The 13,387-nt window shown below is 59.0% G+C and carries 20 protein-coding genes and 1 tRNA gene; 12 read left to right on the plus strand and 9 right to left on the minus strand.

The genetic code is table 11. The annotated features are described in order from the left end of the window. The first annotated feature begins 150 nt into the window (after positions 1-150). Entirely contained in the window at positions 151-453 is a 303-nt protein-coding gene (locus tag DM813_RS18665) for a hypothetical protein (RefSeq protein ID WP_128324855.1), read from the plus strand. 145 nt (positions 454-598) lie between these two features. After that, positions 599-910, plus strand: a complete 312-nt coding sequence (locus DM813_RS18670; RefSeq protein ID WP_128324856.1) for an I78 family peptidase inhibitor — start codon at positions 599-601, stop codon at positions 908-910. A gap of 132 nt (positions 911-1,042) precedes the next feature. On the opposite strand, the gene DM813_RS18675 is transcribed toward DM813_RS18670, so the two are convergent. Together DM813_RS18675 and DM813_RS18680 are read right to left on the minus strand one after the other, a co-directional pair. Beyond that, positions 1,043-1,255, minus strand: a complete 213-nt coding sequence (locus DM813_RS18675; RefSeq protein ID WP_007956027.1) for a cold-shock protein — start codon at positions 1,253-1,255, stop codon at positions 1,043-1,045. A gap of 160 nt (positions 1,256-1,415) precedes the next feature. After that, complete coding sequence (locus DM813_RS18680; protein ID WP_128324857.1) at positions 1,416-1,712, minus strand: hypothetical protein; 297 nt, start codon at positions 1,710-1,712, stop codon at positions 1,416-1,418. Positions 1,713-2,051: 339 nt separating this feature from the next. Between DM813_RS18680 and thrS the strand changes: the two genes are divergently transcribed. The 9 genes from thrS (at position 2,052) to DM813_RS18730 (ending at position 9,523) form a co-directional block, all read left to right on the plus strand. After that, positions 2,052-3,974, plus strand: coding sequence for a threonine--tRNA ligase (thrS, locus tag DM813_RS18690; protein WP_128324858.1), 1,923 nt, complete (start codon positions 2,052-2,054; stop codon positions 3,972-3,974). Next, on the plus strand, positions 3,974-4,525 hold the full coding sequence (infC, locus tag DM813_RS18695; protein WP_197875203.1) for a translation initiation factor IF-3: 552 nt from the start codon (positions 3,974-3,976) through the stop codon (positions 4,523-4,525). The genes thrS and infC overlap by 1 nt, the downstream gene beginning before the upstream one ends. 60 nt (positions 4,526-4,585) lie before the next feature. Beyond that, on the plus strand, positions 4,586-4,780 hold the full coding sequence (gene rpmI / locus DM813_RS18700; RefSeq protein WP_027620572.1) for a 50S ribosomal protein L35: 195 nt from the start codon (positions 4,586-4,588) through the stop codon (positions 4,778-4,780). Positions 4,781-4,809: 29 nt separating this feature from the next. After that, positions 4,810-5,166, plus strand: a complete 357-nt coding sequence (rplT, locus tag DM813_RS18705; RefSeq protein WP_010222414.1) for a 50S ribosomal protein L20 — start codon at positions 4,810-4,812, stop codon at positions 5,164-5,166. Positions 5,167-5,268: 102 nt separating this feature from the next. After that, positions 5,269-6,285 (plus strand): phenylalanine--tRNA ligase subunit alpha, encoded by a 1,017-nt coding sequence (pheS, locus tag DM813_RS18710; RefSeq protein WP_128324860.1) that lies wholly within the window; start codon positions 5,269-5,271, stop codon positions 6,283-6,285. 36 nt (positions 6,286-6,321) lie between these two features. Continuing rightward, on the plus strand, positions 6,322-8,697 hold the full coding sequence (pheT, locus tag DM813_RS18715) for a phenylalanine--tRNA ligase subunit beta (RefSeq protein WP_128324861.1): 2,376 nt from the start codon (positions 6,322-6,324) through the stop codon (positions 8,695-8,697). Between the two features lie 3 nt (positions 8,698-8,700). Next, the gene (gene ihfA / locus DM813_RS18720) at positions 8,701-9,003 is read left to right on the plus strand and encodes an integration host factor subunit alpha (protein WP_002553164.1); all 303 of its coding nucleotides are present in this window, start codon (positions 8,701-8,703) and stop codon (positions 9,001-9,003) included. Beyond that, entirely contained in the window at positions 8,984-9,340 is a 357-nt protein-coding gene (locus tag DM813_RS18725) for a MerR family transcriptional regulator (protein ID WP_010222411.1), read from the plus strand. The genes ihfA and DM813_RS18725 overlap by 20 nt, the downstream gene beginning before the upstream one ends. 106 nt (positions 9,341-9,446) lie before the next feature. After that, positions 9,447-9,523, plus strand: a tRNA-Pro gene (locus DM813_RS18730). Between the two features lie 69 nt (positions 9,524-9,592). Here DM813_RS18730 and DM813_RS18735 read toward each other — a convergent pair. The 3 genes from DM813_RS18735 to DM813_RS18745 are packed head-to-tail and all read right to left on the minus strand — an operon-like array spanning position 9,593 to position 11,607. Next, complete coding sequence (locus tag DM813_RS18735; protein WP_241653213.1) at positions 9,593-10,747, minus strand: tyrosine-type recombinase/integrase; 1,155 nt, start codon at positions 10,745-10,747, stop codon at positions 9,593-9,595. Beyond that, positions 10,660-11,061, minus strand: a complete 402-nt coding sequence (locus tag DM813_RS18740; RefSeq protein WP_241653198.1) for a hypothetical protein — start codon at positions 11,059-11,061, stop codon at positions 10,660-10,662. Before DM813_RS18740 ends, DM813_RS18735 begins: the two co-directional genes overlap by 88 nt. Positions 11,062-11,103: 42 nt before the next feature. Beyond that, positions 11,104-11,607 carry a hypothetical protein gene (locus DM813_RS18745; RefSeq protein ID WP_128324863.1) on the minus strand — a complete coding sequence of 168 codons (504 nt, stop codon included), beginning with the start codon at positions 11,605-11,607 and terminating at the stop codon, positions 11,104-11,106. A gap of 90 nt (positions 11,608-11,697) precedes the next feature. On the opposite strand from DM813_RS18745, the gene DM813_RS18750 reads away from it, so the two are divergent. Then, positions 11,698-11,895 carry a hypothetical protein gene (locus DM813_RS18750; protein WP_128324864.1) on the plus strand — a complete coding sequence of 66 codons (198 nt, stop codon included), beginning with the start codon at positions 11,698-11,700 and terminating at the stop codon, positions 11,893-11,895. Positions 11,896-11,927: 32 nt separating this feature from the next. Here the strand turns inward: DM813_RS18750 and DM813_RS18755 are convergent, their stop codons facing one another. From DM813_RS18755 to DM813_RS28690, 4 genes are read right to left on the minus strand one after another with little or no spacing between them, the layout of a single operon-like run. After that, entirely contained in the window at positions 11,928-12,311 is a 384-nt protein-coding gene (locus DM813_RS18755) for a phage protein NinX family protein (RefSeq protein WP_128324865.1), read from the minus strand. Next, on the minus strand, positions 12,308-12,547 hold the full coding sequence (locus DM813_RS18760) for a hypothetical protein (protein ID WP_128324866.1): 240 nt from the start codon (positions 12,545-12,547) through the stop codon (positions 12,308-12,310). Before DM813_RS18760 ends, DM813_RS18755 begins: the two co-directional genes overlap by 4 nt. Then, positions 12,544-12,810, minus strand: a complete 267-nt coding sequence (locus tag DM813_RS18765) for a hypothetical protein (protein WP_128324867.1) — start codon at positions 12,808-12,810, stop codon at positions 12,544-12,546. Before DM813_RS18765 ends, DM813_RS18760 begins: the two co-directional genes overlap by 4 nt. Continuing rightward, entirely contained in the window at positions 12,807-13,316 is a 510-nt protein-coding gene (locus DM813_RS28690; RefSeq protein WP_241653199.1) for a hypothetical protein, read from the minus strand. Before DM813_RS28690 ends, DM813_RS18765 begins: the two co-directional genes overlap by 4 nt. Between the last annotated feature and the right edge of the window lie 71 nt (positions 13,317-13,387).

Genomic DNA, 13,387 nt, shown 5'->3' on the forward strand with positions numbered 1-13,387 from the left:
ATGCCGGGCCCTGGCGTTTGACGGGGCAGGGGAGAACACACTGCGCCCAGGCTGAAGTAAATCATGCCGGAGGCCTTCAAGGCACTGCGACTTAGGCATAAGCGCAAGGGCGTGGCAAACTAACGGTTTCCAGCGTGTCGGAACAGTGCTGTGCAGATCGATTTGAACAACCCCGAACAGTTCACCCTTGAGGCCGTGCGCAACCTGCTTGCCGCTGGCAACAACGCGGTGCACAACCAGCTGCGCGTCAATCGCAGCGGTATTGCCTGGTTGTCCCAGGTGGTGGGCGGGCGAGAGTTGGAGGGCTTGGCCTTTCGTCTGGAAACCTGGTCGGCGGGCTCTGGCTGCGTGGGTGAACTGGCTGCGCAGGACGAGCGCTGGGTCATGCAGGTGTTCAACGTGCTCAAGACCAACTGGCCGAAACCGGTCAGTGATTATATCGACCTGTACTGAGTGCCCGCGCGCATTGTGCAAAATCCCGTGACGATTGCGTTTTTACCTGAGTACGCTGGCTCAGGCAGACTTGACGGGTTTTGCAACGAAAAACCAGCGACGCTGTCACATGGACAGCAGTTTTTGTGTATTCAAAGGAGGATTCATGTTCCGTGCATCATTGATGAGCCTGTTGGCGGTTGCCGTTCTGGCGGGTTGCAGCACCGGTGGTTCGTCGTCGAAGGCGCCCGAGGCCGGAGCGGCCAACACTGACGGTCGTTGCGAGGCCAGCGGCGCCCAGTTCGCCATCGGCAAGCAGGCTACCCCGGCACTGGTCGAGCAGGCGCGCAAGGCCAGTGGTTCGCAGATGGCCCATGCCCTCGGGCCAAATGATGTCATGACCATGGACTACCGCTCCGAGCGCCTGAACCTGCACACCGATGCCCAGGGCATCGTCAAAAGCGTCAACTGCGGCTAATCCCGCCCCGGGCCCTGGCCTTGCCCCTGTGGGAGCGGGTTCACCCGCGAAGCCTTCAGGGCCAATGCAAAGTCCAAACCGCAGGCACAAAAAAACCCGCCACATGGACGGGTTTTTTTATTCGGTCAGAGCTTACTCTGGACGAACTTGTGCAGCCTGCATGCCCTTCTGGCCTTTTTCGGCAACGAAGGAAACGGTCTGGCCTTCCTTCAGGCTTTTGAAACCGTCGGTTTCGATAGCCTTGAAGTGAACGAACAGGTCGTCGCCGCCACCTTGTGGAGTGATGAAGCCGAAGCCTTTCTCATCGTTGAACCATTTTACGGTGCCGGTTTGGCGATTAGACATGGGTGTATCTCCAAGAAACATGATTTTCAGTAGTGCGGTGTTGCCGAGGCCAACAGGGTGCACGCCGACCATCATAGTCTAATTATGGGCTTGTAGCCCCTATTACCTTCGCAGATTGCTGATCTGGAGCAAAATAGCGATGGATTACCGGCCCAAAGGCCTATTTTTTCGGGGCGCAGGCGGCTGCAACCTTTTCTTGCGCGCTCTTCATTACCGCCGCATCCACGCCATCCTCAAGGGTATTGAGGTCTTTGATCTGCGCCTCGGTCAGGTTTTTTTCCAGCACCTTGCCGGCGCAGCTGCAATAGCCCTCGGCTTTATCCTTGGTCAGGCCGTGCTTTTGCGCCTGCGTCATGCAAGACATCTGATAGTCGGCAGGCAGCGTGGCGGCCGTGGCACTGAGCGGGAGCAACAGGGCAGAAGCAGCCGCCAGGGCCAGTAAAGACTGAAGTCGCATAACCAAACACTCCTTGGGTTGTCGGTTTCTCATCAAGAGTAGGACGCTTCACACACTCTGATGGGGAAATTTCCACTCAAGTTCCCCGCAATCGCCACAACGCTTTGTGCTAGCATGCCCAGCTTGAGCTCGCCGCAGCGTTTTTCTTGCTGCTCGCGGCTTGTAGCTCCCAACACTATTCATCTATTCCAGTCACTCTGGTTCGTTCCCTGGCAGGCTTTCGGGCTTCTGCCACTGTGAGGCAGGCTTTGCGCAGGCAAAGACAGGGGCGGATCGCGTACTGGCTCATCCCAACCCACGTGACCTTTGGTAGGGGTCACCACTAGGAGAGGAGGCGCCATGCCCATCATTACTCTTCCCGATGGCAGTCAACGTTCGTTCGATGACGCCGTAACCGTTGCCCAGGTCGCTGCATCCATTGGTGCAGGCCTGGCCAAGGCCACCGTGGCCGGCAAGGTCGACGGCAAGCTGGTTGACGCCAGCGACCTGATCGATCACGACGCCCGCCTGCAAATCATCACGCCAAAGGACGAAGAGGGGCTGGAGATCATCCGTCACTCGTGCGCTCACTTGGTGGGTCATGCCGTCAAGCAGCTGTACCCGACCGCCAAAATGGTTATCGGTCCGGTCATCGACGAAGGCTTTTACTACGACATCGCCTACGAGCGTCCTTTCACGCCGGACGACATGGCTGCCATCGAGCAGCGCATGCACCAGCTGATCGAGACCGAGTACGACGTGATCAAAAAGGTTACCCCGCGCGCCGAGGTAATCGAAGTGTTCAAGGCCCGTGGCGAAGACTACAAGCTGCGCCTGGTCGAAGACATGCCGGATGAACAGGCCATGGGCCTGTACTACCACGAAGAATACGTCGACATGTGCCGCGGTCCGCACGTGCCGAACACCCGTTTCCTGAAATCCTTCAAGCTGACCAAGCTCTCCGGCGCCTACTGGCGCGGTGATGCCAAGAATGAGCAGCTGCAGCGCGTCTACGGCACCGCCTGGGCCGACAAGAAGCAGCTGGCTGCCTACATTCAGCGCATTGAAGAAGCAGAAAAACGCGATCACCGTAAAATCGGCAAGCGCCTGGGCCTGTTCCACCTCCAGGAAGAAGCGCCGGGCATGGTGTTCTGGCACCCGAACGGCTGGACCCTGTACCAGGTACTCGAGCAGTACATGCGCAAGGTGCAGCGTGAGAACGGCTACCTCGAGATCAAGACGCCGCAGGTTGTTGACCGTTCGCTGTGGGAAAAGTCTGGCCACTGGGCCAACTATGCCGACAACATGTTCACCACCCAGTCGGAAAACCGCGACTACGCCATCAAGCCGATGAACTGCCCGTGCCACGTGCAGGTGTTCAACCAGGGCCTGAAGAGCTACCGCGAGCTGCCGCTGCGTCTGGCCGAGTTCGGTGCCTGCCACCGTAACGAGCCGTCGGGCGCGCTGCACGGCATCATGCGTGTACGTGGCTTTACCCAGGACGACGCGCACATCTTCTGCACCGAAGAGCAGATGCAGTCCGAATCGGCCGCGTTCATCAAGCTGACCATGGATGTCTACGCCGACTTCGGCTTCAAAGACATCGAAATGAAGCTGTCGACCCGTCCTGAAAAGCGCGTGGGCTCCGATGAGCTGTGGGATCGCGCCGAAGCCGCACTGGCTTCCGCACTCGACAGCGCCGGCCTGCCGTACGACCTGCAGCCGGGCGAGGGCGCGTTCTACGGTCCGAAGATCGAATTCTCCCTGAAAGATTGCCTGGGTCGTGTGTGGCAGTGTGGTACCCTGCAGCTCGACTTCAACCTGCCGATCCGTCTGGGCGCAGAATTTGTGTCCGAAGACAACGGCCGCAAGCACCCGGTCATGCTGCACCGCGCGATCCTCGGATCGTTCGAGCGTTTCGTCGGAATCCTGATCGAGCACTACGAAGGTGCGTTCCCGGCCTGGCTGGCGCCTACTCAGGCTGTGGTGATGAACATCACCGACAAACAGGCCGAATTTGCTCAACAAGTGGAAAAAACTCTGGCCGAAAGCGGTTTCCGTGCCAAGTCCGACTTGAGAAATGAGAAAATTGGCTTTAAGATCCGCGAGCATACCTTGCTCAAGGTTCCTTATCTCCTGGTTATCGGGGATCGGGAAGTCGAAACGCAAACTGTCGCTGTGCGTACCCGTGAAGGTGCTGACCTGGGCTCGATGCCCGTCGCCCAGTTCGCGGAGCTGCTCGCGCAAGCGGTTTCCCGGCGTGGTCGCCAAGATTCGGAGTAATTACTATTAAGCGTGATATGAGAAACGATAAACGAGCTGTACCGAAAGCCCCGATCAACGAGAATATCTCGGCACGCGAGGTTCGGTTAATTGGCGCTGACGGTGAGCAGTTGGGCATCGTCTCGATCGAAGAAGCGCTTCGTATCGCTGAAGAAGCGAAGCTGGATCTGGTAGAGATCTCTGCTGACGCCGTTCCACCGGTCTGTAAAGTACTGGACTACGGCAAGAGCCTGTTCGAGAAGAAAAAGCAGCAGGCTGCAGCTAAGAAGAACCAGAAAGTAATCCAGATTAAAGAAATCAAGTTTCGTCCAGGGACGGAGGAAGGGGATTACCAGGTAAAACTACGCAACCTGGTACGTTTCCTTACAGATGGGGACAAGACCAAAATCTCTCTGAGATTCCGTGGTCGTGAGATGGCCCACCAGGAGCTGGGTATGGAACTGTTGAAGCGGATCGAAGCTGATCTCGCCGAATACGGGACCGTTGAACAGCATCCGAAGATGGAAGGACGCCAGCTTTTGATGGTCATCGCCCCCAAGAAAAAGAAATAACCACCAGGGCACGGCAGGCCTTGCGGTTATGTTTATCAACTGAATGCGGAGTATCCGAACATGCCAAAAATGAAAACCAAAAGCGGTGCAGCCAAGCGTTTCTTGAAAACGGCTAACGGCATCAAGCACAAGCACGCTTTCAAGAGCCACATCCTGACCAAAATGTCGACCAAGCGTAAGCGTCAACTTCGCGGTAGCAGCCTGCTGCACGCGTCGGACGTTGCAAAAGTCGAGCGCATGCTGCGCCTTCGTTAATTTTTGGTTCTAGATAGAGGAAGTTACTCATGGCTCGTGTAAAGCGTGGCGTCATCGCTCGTAAGCGTCACAAGAAAATTCTGAAACTGGCTAAAGGTTACTACGGCGCTCGCTCGCGCGTTTTCCGTGTTGCCAAGCAAGCGGTCATCAAGGCAGGCCAATACGCCTACCGCGACCGTCGTCAGAAAAAACGTCAGTTCCGCGCTCTGTGGATCGCTCGTATCAACGCTGGTGCGCGTATCAACGGTCTGTCCTACAGCCGCCTGATCGCTGGCCTGAAAAAAGCGTCGATCGAAATCGACCGTAAGGTTCTGGCTGATCTGGCAGTGAACGAAAAAGCGGCGTTTGCTGCGATTGTCGAGAAAGCTAAAGCCTCGCTGGCTTAAGTACCCCGACAATCACCCGGCGTCATTTCCGGCGCCAGGTGTTAACGTCTTAATAGGGGAAGAGCCTGCGCTCTTCCCCTATTTTGTATCTGGAGTCTGTACATGGAAAACCTGGACGCGCTGGTCTCCCAAGCCCTGGAGGCCGTGGAACGCGCTGAAGACATCAATGCCCTGGAACAGATCCGGGTTCAATTCCTTGGCAAGAAAGGCGAACTGACCCAGGTGATGAAGACCCTGGGCAACATGCCTGCCGAAGAGCGGCCAAAAGTTGGCGCGCTGATCAACGACGCCAAGGAGCGCGTCACCGAGGTGCTCAACGCGCGCAAGGCGGCCTTCGAAGAAGCCGAACTCAGCGCCCGTCTGGCGGCCGAGTGCATTGATGTGACCCTGCCGGGCCGTGGCCAGACCTCCGGTGGTCTGCATCCGATCACCCGCACCCTGGAGCGCATCGAGCAGTTCTTCACCCACATCGGCTACGGCATCGCCGAAGGCCCAGAGGTCGAAGACGACTACCACAACTTCGAAGCCCTCAACATTCCCGGCCACCACCCGGCCCGGGCAATGCATGACACCTTCTACTTCAATGCCAACATGCTGCTGCGTACCCACACCTCGCCGGTGCAGGTGCGGACCATGGAGTCCAGCCAGCCGCCCATCCGCATTGTCTGCCCGGGCCGCGTATACCGCTGCGACTCGGACCTGACCCACTCGCCGATGTTCCACCAGGTCGAAGGCCTGCTGATCGATCGCGACATCAATTTTGCCGACCTCAAAGGCACCATCGAAGAATTCCTGCGGGTGTTCTTCGAAAAGGAACTGGCGGTGCGTTTCCGTCCGTCCTTCTTCCCCTTCACCGAGCCTTCGGCTGAAGTCGACATCCAGTGCGTCATCTGCACCGGCAAAGGTTGCCGTGTGTGCAAGCAGACCGGCTGGCTGGAAGTCATGGGCTGCGGCATGGTTCACCCGAACGTGCTGCGCATGTCGGGCATCGACCCTGAAGAGTTCCAGGGCTTCGCCTTCGGCATGGGTGCCGAGCGCCTGGCCATGCTGCGTTACGGCGTCAACGATTTGCGCCTGTTCTTCGACAACGACTTGCGGTTCCTTGCGCAATTTCGCTAGGTCGCGCACCCGTAACGAATCTTTCAGGAGAGCAGGATGAAATTCAGTGAAAATTGGCTGCGCGGTTGGGTCAACCCGCAGGTATCCCGAGACGAGCTGGTTGCCCGTCTTTCGATGGCCGGCCTTGAAGTCGACAGCGTAACGCCAGCTGCCGGCCAGTTCAGCGGCATCGTCGTCGGTGAGGTGCTGAGCACCGAACAGCACCCGGACGCCGACAAACTGCGCGTGTGCCAGGTCAGCAACGGCAGCGAGACCTTCCAGGTAGTGTGCGGCGCGCCCAACGTGCGCCCCGGCCTGAAGATCCCGTTCGCGATGATCGGCGCCGAACTGCCAGGCGACTTCAAAATCAAGAAAGCCAAGCTGCGCGGCGTTGAGTCCAACGGCATGCTGTGCTCGGCTGCAGAACTGCAGATCAGCGAAGAGAACGACGGCCTGCTGGAACTGGCAGCCGACGCGCCGGTGGGTGAAGACGTTCGCGTCTACCTCGACCTGGACGACGCCAGCATCGAAATCGGCCTGACCCCGAACCGTGGCGACTGCCTGTCGGTGGCCGGTCTGGCGCGCGACGTAGGCGCCCTGTACGACGTACCGGTCACTCGCGTGCAAGTGCCGGCCGTTGCTGCCGCCCACGACGAAGTGCGCCCGGTAGAAGTACTGGCCCCGGCCGCTTGCCCGCGTTACCTGGGCCGCGTTATCCGTAACGTCGACCTGTCGCGCCCGACCCCGCTGTGGATGGTCGAGCGCCTGCGTCGCTCCGACGTGCGCAGCATCGACGCTGCCGTCGACATCACCAACTACGTGATGCTCGAACTGGGCCAGCCGATGCACGCCTTCGACCTCGCCGAGATCAACGGTGGCGTCCGTGTGCGTATGGCCGAGGAGGGCGAGAAGCTCGTCCTGCTCGACGGTCAGGAAGTCGCCCTGCGTAGCGACACCCTGGTCATCGCCGACCACGCCCGCGCCCTGGCCATTGCCGGCGTCATGGGTGGCGAGCACAGCGGTGTTTCCGCCACCACCCGCGACATCTTCCTTGAAAGCGCCTTCTTCGAGCCGATTTCCGTCGCTGGCAAGGCCCGTTCCTACGGCCTGCACACCGATGCCTCGCACCGCTACGAGCGCGGCGTCGACTCGCAGCTGGCCCGTGAAGCCATCGAGCGCGCTACCGGCCTGCTGCTGGACATCGTCGGCGGCGAAGCCGGCCCGGTCATCGACGTCACCAGCGAGGCAGACCTGCCGCAGGTCGCGCCGATCACCCTGCGTGCCGAGCGCCTGACCCAGATGCTGGGCATGGAAATGGCCAGCGCCGAAGTCGAGCAGCTGCTCAACGGCCTGGGCCTGAAAACCACCGCCGGTGAAGGCCAGTGGCAGGTTGAAGTGCCAAGCCATCGTTTCGATATCAGCCTGGAAGTCGACCTGATCGAAGAACTGGCGCGCCTGTACGGCTACAACCGCCTGCCAGTGCGTTACCCGCAAGCGCGCCTGGCCCCGCAGGCCAAGGCTGAAGCCCGTGGCGAACTGCCGGCCCTGCGCCGTCTGCTGGTTGCCCGTGGCTACCAGGAAGCGATCACCTACAGCTTCATCGACCCGAAACTGTTCGAGCTGTTCAGCCCCGGCGTAGAGCCGCTGCTGCTGGCCAACCCGATCTCCAGCGACATGGCGGCCATGCGTGCCTCCCTGTGGCCGGGCCTGGTCAAGTCGCTGCAGCACAACCTCAACCGTCAGCAAGACCGCGTGCGCCTGTTCGAAAGCGGCCTGCGCTTTGTCGGCCAGCTGGGCGACCTCAAGCAAGAGCCGATGCTTGCCGGTGTCGTGTGCGGCAGCCGCCTGCCGGAAGGCTGGGCCAACGGCCGTGACACCATCGACTTCTTCGACGTGAAAGCCGACGTAGAGGCCGTACTGGGCTTCTCCGGCTCGCTGGCCGAGTTCAGCTTCGTACCGGGCAAACACCCGGCGCTGCACCCGGGCCAAACCGCCCGCATCGAGCGTGACGGTCGCGAAGTCGGCTACCTGGGCGCCATTCACCCGGAGCTGTCCAAAGCCCTCGGCCTGGACCGTCCGGTGTTCGTCTTCGAGCTGGTACTGGGCGAAGTGGCCGATGGCCGCCTGCCGAAGTTCAGCGAGCTGTCGAAATTCCCTGAAGTGCGTCGTGACCTGGCCTTGGTGGCAGGACGTGATGTTGCTTCGAGCTCGGTGCTTGAAGTAATTCGTGACAATGCAGGCGAATGGCTGACAGACCTCAGGCTGTTTGATGTTTATCAGGGTAAAGGCATTGATCCTGATAGAAAAAGCCTCGCCGTAGGCTTGACCTGGCAGCATCCGTCGCGCACTCTTAATGATGAAGAGGTGAATACCGCGACACAAAACATCCTCACCTCGCTCGAACAAAGGTTGAACACCACGTTAAGGAAATAGCGTATGGGTGCTCTGACGAAAGCTGAGATGGCCGAACGGCTGTACGAGGAGCTGGGCCTGAACAAGCGTGAAGCCAAGGAATTGGTTGAGCTGTTCTTTGAGGAAATCAGGCACGCTCTAGAAGACAACGAGCAGGTCAAATTGTCCGGATTCGGCAATTTTGACCTGCGGGACAAACGCCAGCGGCCGGGCCGCAACCCCAAGACGGGGGAAGAGATCCCGATCACGGCGCGTCGAGTCGTCACCTTTCGTCCAGGGCAGAAGTTGAAAGCCCGAGTTGAGGCCTATGCTGGAACCAAGTCATAACGACGAGCTTCCGCCGATTCCAGGCAAGCGCTACTTCACCATTGGTGAAGTGAGCGAGCTTTGTGCGGTAAAACCGCATGTGCTCCGCTACTGGGAGCAGGAATTCCCCCAACTCAACCCGGTTAAGCGCCGCGGTAACCGACGGTACTATCAGCGCCAGGACGTGCTGATGATCCGCCAGATCCGCGCGCTGCTGTACGACCAGGGCTTCACCATCGGCGGGGCGCGTTTGCGCCTCTCTGGCGATGAAGCCAAGGACGACACCACCCAGTACAAACAGCTGATCCGGCAGATGATTGTCGAGTTGGAAGACGTGTTGGTGGTGCTGAAGAAGTAGCCGTTATCAGGCCCGGAATTTTGGAAAAAATGCTTCCATAATTCAAAAGGTTAGGGTACATTCTTCAACGTTCTCAGCAACTAGGGGAACATGCTTCAAGCCCAGTCGGGGCGTAGCGCAGCCCGGTAGCGCACTTGCATGGGGTGCAAGGGGTCGAGTGTTCGAATCACTCCGTCCCGACCATATATTTCAACGACTTAGCCACCTTCGGGTGGCTTTGTTGTTTCTGGGGTCAGGGACTTTTGCGGGGGTTCATCCCGTTTTCCTCCTCAGTATCGTCAGCGCCGGCCCGCGCGAATCTGTCGCTGACACCTTGTTGGCTGCTTCAATCAGCTGCCCGAGTTCTGCACTTGAATAGTGGCTGGTGATGCTGCCATTCTTGTGCCCGAGCAACGCCTTCCGATCTTCCTCTGTGATACCCGCCGCCCGAAGCCGCCGTCCGAAGGAGTGCTTCAGGTCGTGAACCCTGATTGATCGGAACCCGGGGTGCGCCTGCGACTGGTGTTTTTCTTCCCACTTCGCCGCCGCGCGCACCCGGGCCTTCTTCCATGCCGTGTCATTCATTCGGTGAACGGCTGTTGCCCCATGCTGATCTGACTGTCCGTAAGGAAAGACCAGGTCTGCGTGTAGCCCTCGCTGCCCATCAACTACTGACATCGCCACGCTGTTCAGTACCACCAGGCGCTCGTCGCCATTCTTCACGCCTGACTTTTCATGGCGCCCGCCAAACCCAGCAGGAATCAAGAACACGCTTGTTCCCAGTTCTGGAACCCTGATCTCCCATTCCCACCGCAATTTGCAGACCTCTTGCTCCCGGCACCCCGTGTTCACCTTGTAGAGCGCCATCCTCAGGAGGTGGTCGGGGAGCTCGGCGAACAGGATTGACTGCTCCTCCCACGACAACGGGTAAGGCTTCCTGCTCGATCGCTTTTCCTCAAGCATCGTGATCATAGGGACAGTATCCAGCCAGGGCCTTTTCTCGGCATCCCGCCATTTCCGCGCACACAGATTCAAGATCCGAACCACCCTCTGAAGAGCGATGTTGATGGTTCGGTTCGACGCTGGCGGCTTTGGCTTCCCTGTTGAAGTTTGCCCAGGCCTCAATTTGTGCTTGATGAAAGGCGCCAAGGTCCCGTCATCTATATGCGTGATAGGCAGATCCCCAATGAATGGGTCGAGCTGCTCAAGGTAGATGGCCGATAGGCCAATCGATGCCTGGTGCCCGAACTCGACGAGAAACCTGGTAGCTGCTTCGCGCCAAGTCCTGATCTGCCGTACCCCGTATATCTTCGCCTGTCTCAGTTTTTCCAATCGGTGCGCTAAGTACTGCTCTGCTTCGTGCCTTTCGCTTGTTCCAGTGCTTTCTTGAAGTCGTGTACCTCTGACGACCTTGTCGATGTGCCAGATCCCGTTCCTCTCGTAGAGGCCCGGGGTTCTTTTTTGCGCCATGTGTCTCCTCCTCGGCGCTCGCTGCGGGGCCGATTGTTGTCCTGATTGGCTGCTTTTTCAATCGCCATGGACTCGATGTAGGCATCGGCCCAGGCGTCCAGTTCCAGGCGGTCGAATCCAACGCCCTGTTTCCCTATGGGAAATTCTCGGACGTGAGGCCTGACGGTGTTCTTGAATTCGTCCTTGCACATGCCGAGGTAGCCAGGCGCGTCTTTCGCACGCAGGAACCTTGGCTGCAGGGCGGTTTGCGCTGCTGCGGTGGCATTCGCCATGTAGGTCTCCACGCCGCGCATGGCGGCATAGGTAGGAATGGGTTAGACGACAGCTTTCTTGATGGCTGCTGCGAGGCGCACCTGGGTTCCGTTTCCATGGCCCGTTGGCTTGATTCGATCAATCACTCTAAGGGCCTCTTGCGCAGCGACGAGCAGGGCATCCCGCTGTTCGCGCGCCTGGACTAGGGCTTCGCCCAGATCCTCCTGCATCGCGCCCTCGGCCCGGCCGATGTCCCAGAACTCCCGACACCAGTGACCCTGGGGTGGCGGGTTGATGTTCTGCTTTCCGAAAGCCAAGGCGCCGAGGATCGAGTCGTACAGGTCGCGCTTGTATGCATTCTCGCCATCCAGACTCAGGCCGCCGCGGCGCCGGAGCCTGCTCACTACCTCGTCGACGTTCAGGCCTCTGTCCTTCAGAACAATGTCCCTCTCTGGTTCACCTGGCGTGTAAATCACCAGAGCCAGCTTGGCGCCAGGCATCAGATGCTTATTGATCGCCTCGAGCGCGTCGTTGGCGATTTCATGGAATCGGTTTATTACGGACATCGGTCATCCTCGCCCGGCCAATGCTGGGTGTTGAAAAGAGGGGTGGCAGGTCTACGATTAAGGTAATAACCCAAGGAGCCCTAATCGATTATGAACGACTACTTGGAGGTAAATTTCGAAGGGAATACCTACAAAGTTAGGTACTCAGTGAAAGGAAAGATCATCGATGTGAGCTTTGGTTTTATTTCAAGAACAACTCAGGTTGGTGGCTCGTCGATTCTGATGATCGCTGAAATTCTGGCGCACGAAGTGCTCGAAGAGGCTAAAGCAACAGGGCAGTTAAGGTGATTTTGGGAGCAGGGCGGCGATGGGTAGGAAGATCATGGCTGCAGCTCACTTGGTACCTGAACAGTTTCGCCGAGCTTTGCAGCGACGATCGCACGGCAGGCTGCGCACAGAGCGAATTCCCCTGCCTGCACAAACTCACCCTTGTCAGTGATGACCCAGGCAGCCCAGACATCGTCCGTTGATTGTGGGCAGTGCAGACTGATGTTGTGCTTCTCGATCAGCGGACCGCCCACCAGCCAATCAGCAGAAGGCTTGTATCGCACCGGGAACATCCCTTCTTGCTGGATGAATACCCGAGCAGGGACGCCGTACTGTGCCGGCACGACTGACGGGCTCAGGCCCATGGCAATTGCCACCGACCAGTTCAGCGGCTCGCCGGCCAGGTCGGCTGTTTTCACTTCGATCAGGTCGGTCATGGCTGCACCGCCTTTGGTTCAATCCTGGTAAGGCGATCGCGCAGCGAGTTGATTTCGTCCTGATATTCATCAGCGAGCTTGGCTAGGTCATCGAAGTTGACCCAGTTGCCATGCTTTTCTGGCACGCGGATGACGCTTCCTTTCTCGTCTTCGCCGCCGCGCCAGAAGTTGAACCTGGGAAGTTGGTGCGCCTTGTCCCAGAGGTCATAGCCCTCTCGAGTTTTGATGTTCCTCACAGCTGATACCTCTCATCAATCCAGCGCCTAGGCGCCAGAGCAGGTGTAGGTTCGGGTTGGGTTTCGTGCGGGGAGAGCTGTCGCTCGTTGCCGGCCTGGAGCTGGCTGTCGGGGATGCAGCTGATGCCTATCCCCATGCCTGCGCTGGCGACCCAGCAGGTAACGGCACGCTCACTGTCGTGGATGCGCTCGACGTACCGCGGTAATGGATCTGCACTGGCGCCGGTGGCCAGCAGCAGGAGGCAGAGGGTGAGGCGGGTCATTTGCGCAGGCCCTCGTCCGGGTCTAGCCCGTAACGCCGGCACAGCGCTTGGGCTACGCCTGAGCCGCAGACAAAGGCGTCCATCATGAGCACCCAGCGCGGGGTCTTCTGCCTACTGGTTCCGCTGACGCACCGGACCGCTGTGCCGATGAGGTCATCTTCCGTGTATTCGCACCCCGCCAGCGTGATGGTCCGGCTCCGACCCTTGAGCCGTTCAATTTCCGCCTGCAGCTCGGCAACCTGGCCGTGCTCGCATTCGTCGCTTTGGTCGTCGATCAGCTTGAGGCCCACCATTTCGTCGTCGCGCCAACCACCGTAATCGTGGTCGTACCGCTCGCAGCAGAAGCCCTCGTCGCCGTCGCGGGTCGGGATCGTGAAGCTGTCGAAAGGACCGCCATAGGTCGGAACCATCCCGCCATCGGGGTGCTCGATCCACATGAAGAACTTGCGGCCTGTTATCGGGCATTCGTCCGGGCACCACCGTGCCGCCGTTTGTGCGCTGGGCATACGGATTCCTTGGCCGCCATATAGCGGCTATTCAATAGAGGGGAGAGGGGCGGAGTACAAATGTACTCCAA

Source organism: Pseudomonas alkylphenolica, from assembly GCF_004025535.1.
Taxonomy (GTDB): domain Bacteria; phylum Pseudomonadota; class Gammaproteobacteria; order Pseudomonadales; family Pseudomonadaceae; genus Aquipseudomonas; species Aquipseudomonas alkylphenolica_A.

Excerpts from the sequence above, each read along its gene's own strand:
- DM813_RS18765 (WP_128324867.1), bottom strand. The coding sequence starts at position 12,810 with ATGACCCGCCTCACCCTCTGCCTCCTGCTGCTGGCCACCGGCGCCAGT.
- DM813_RS18725 (WP_010222411.1), top strand. The coding sequence starts at position 8,984 with ATGCTGGAACCAAGTCATAACGACGAGCTTCCGCCGATTCCAGGCAAG.
- DM813_RS18680 (WP_128324857.1), bottom strand. The coding sequence starts at position 1,712 with ATGCGACTTCAGTCTTTACTGGCCCTGGCGGCTGCTTCTGCCCTGTTG.
- pheT (WP_128324861.1), top strand. The coding sequence starts at position 6,322 with ATGAAATTCAGTGAAAATTGGCTGCGCGGTTGGGTCAACCCGCAGGTA.
- ihfA (WP_002553164.1), top strand. The coding sequence starts at position 8,701 with ATGGGTGCTCTGACGAAAGCTGAGATGGCCGAACGGCTGTACGAGGAG.
- DM813_RS18675 (WP_007956027.1), bottom strand. The coding sequence starts at position 1,255 with ATGTCTAATCGCCAAACCGGCACCGTAAAATGGTTCAACGATGAGAAA.
- rplT (WP_010222414.1), top strand. The coding sequence starts at position 4,810 with ATGGCTCGTGTAAAGCGTGGCGTCATCGCTCGTAAGCGTCACAAGAAA.
- DM813_RS18740 (WP_241653198.1), bottom strand. The coding sequence starts at position 11,061 with ATGGCGAATGCCACCGCAGCAGCGCAAACCGCCCTGCAGCCAAGGTTC.
- DM813_RS18755 (WP_128324865.1), bottom strand. The coding sequence starts at position 12,311 with ATGACCGACCTGATCGAAGTGAAAACAGCCGACCTGGCCGGCGAGCCG.
- DM813_RS18745 (WP_128324863.1), bottom strand. The coding sequence starts at position 11,607 with ATGTCCGTAATAAACCGATTCCATGAAATCGCCAACGACGCGCTCGAG.
- rpmI (WP_027620572.1), top strand. The coding sequence starts at position 4,586 with ATGCCAAAAATGAAAACCAAAAGCGGTGCAGCCAAGCGTTTCTTGAAA.
- DM813_RS18670 (WP_128324856.1), top strand. The coding sequence starts at position 599 with ATGTTCCGTGCATCATTGATGAGCCTGTTGGCGGTTGCCGTTCTGGCG.
- pheS (WP_128324860.1), top strand. The coding sequence starts at position 5,269 with ATGGAAAACCTGGACGCGCTGGTCTCCCAAGCCCTGGAGGCCGTGGAA.
- DM813_RS18750 (WP_128324864.1), top strand. The coding sequence starts at position 11,698 with ATGAACGACTACTTGGAGGTAAATTTCGAAGGGAATACCTACAAAGTT.
- DM813_RS28690 (WP_241653199.1), bottom strand. The coding sequence starts at position 13,316 with ATGCCCAGCGCACAAACGGCGGCACGGTGGTGCCCGGACGAATGCCCG.
- thrS (WP_128324858.1), top strand. The coding sequence starts at position 2,052 with ATGCCCATCATTACTCTTCCCGATGGCAGTCAACGTTCGTTCGATGAC.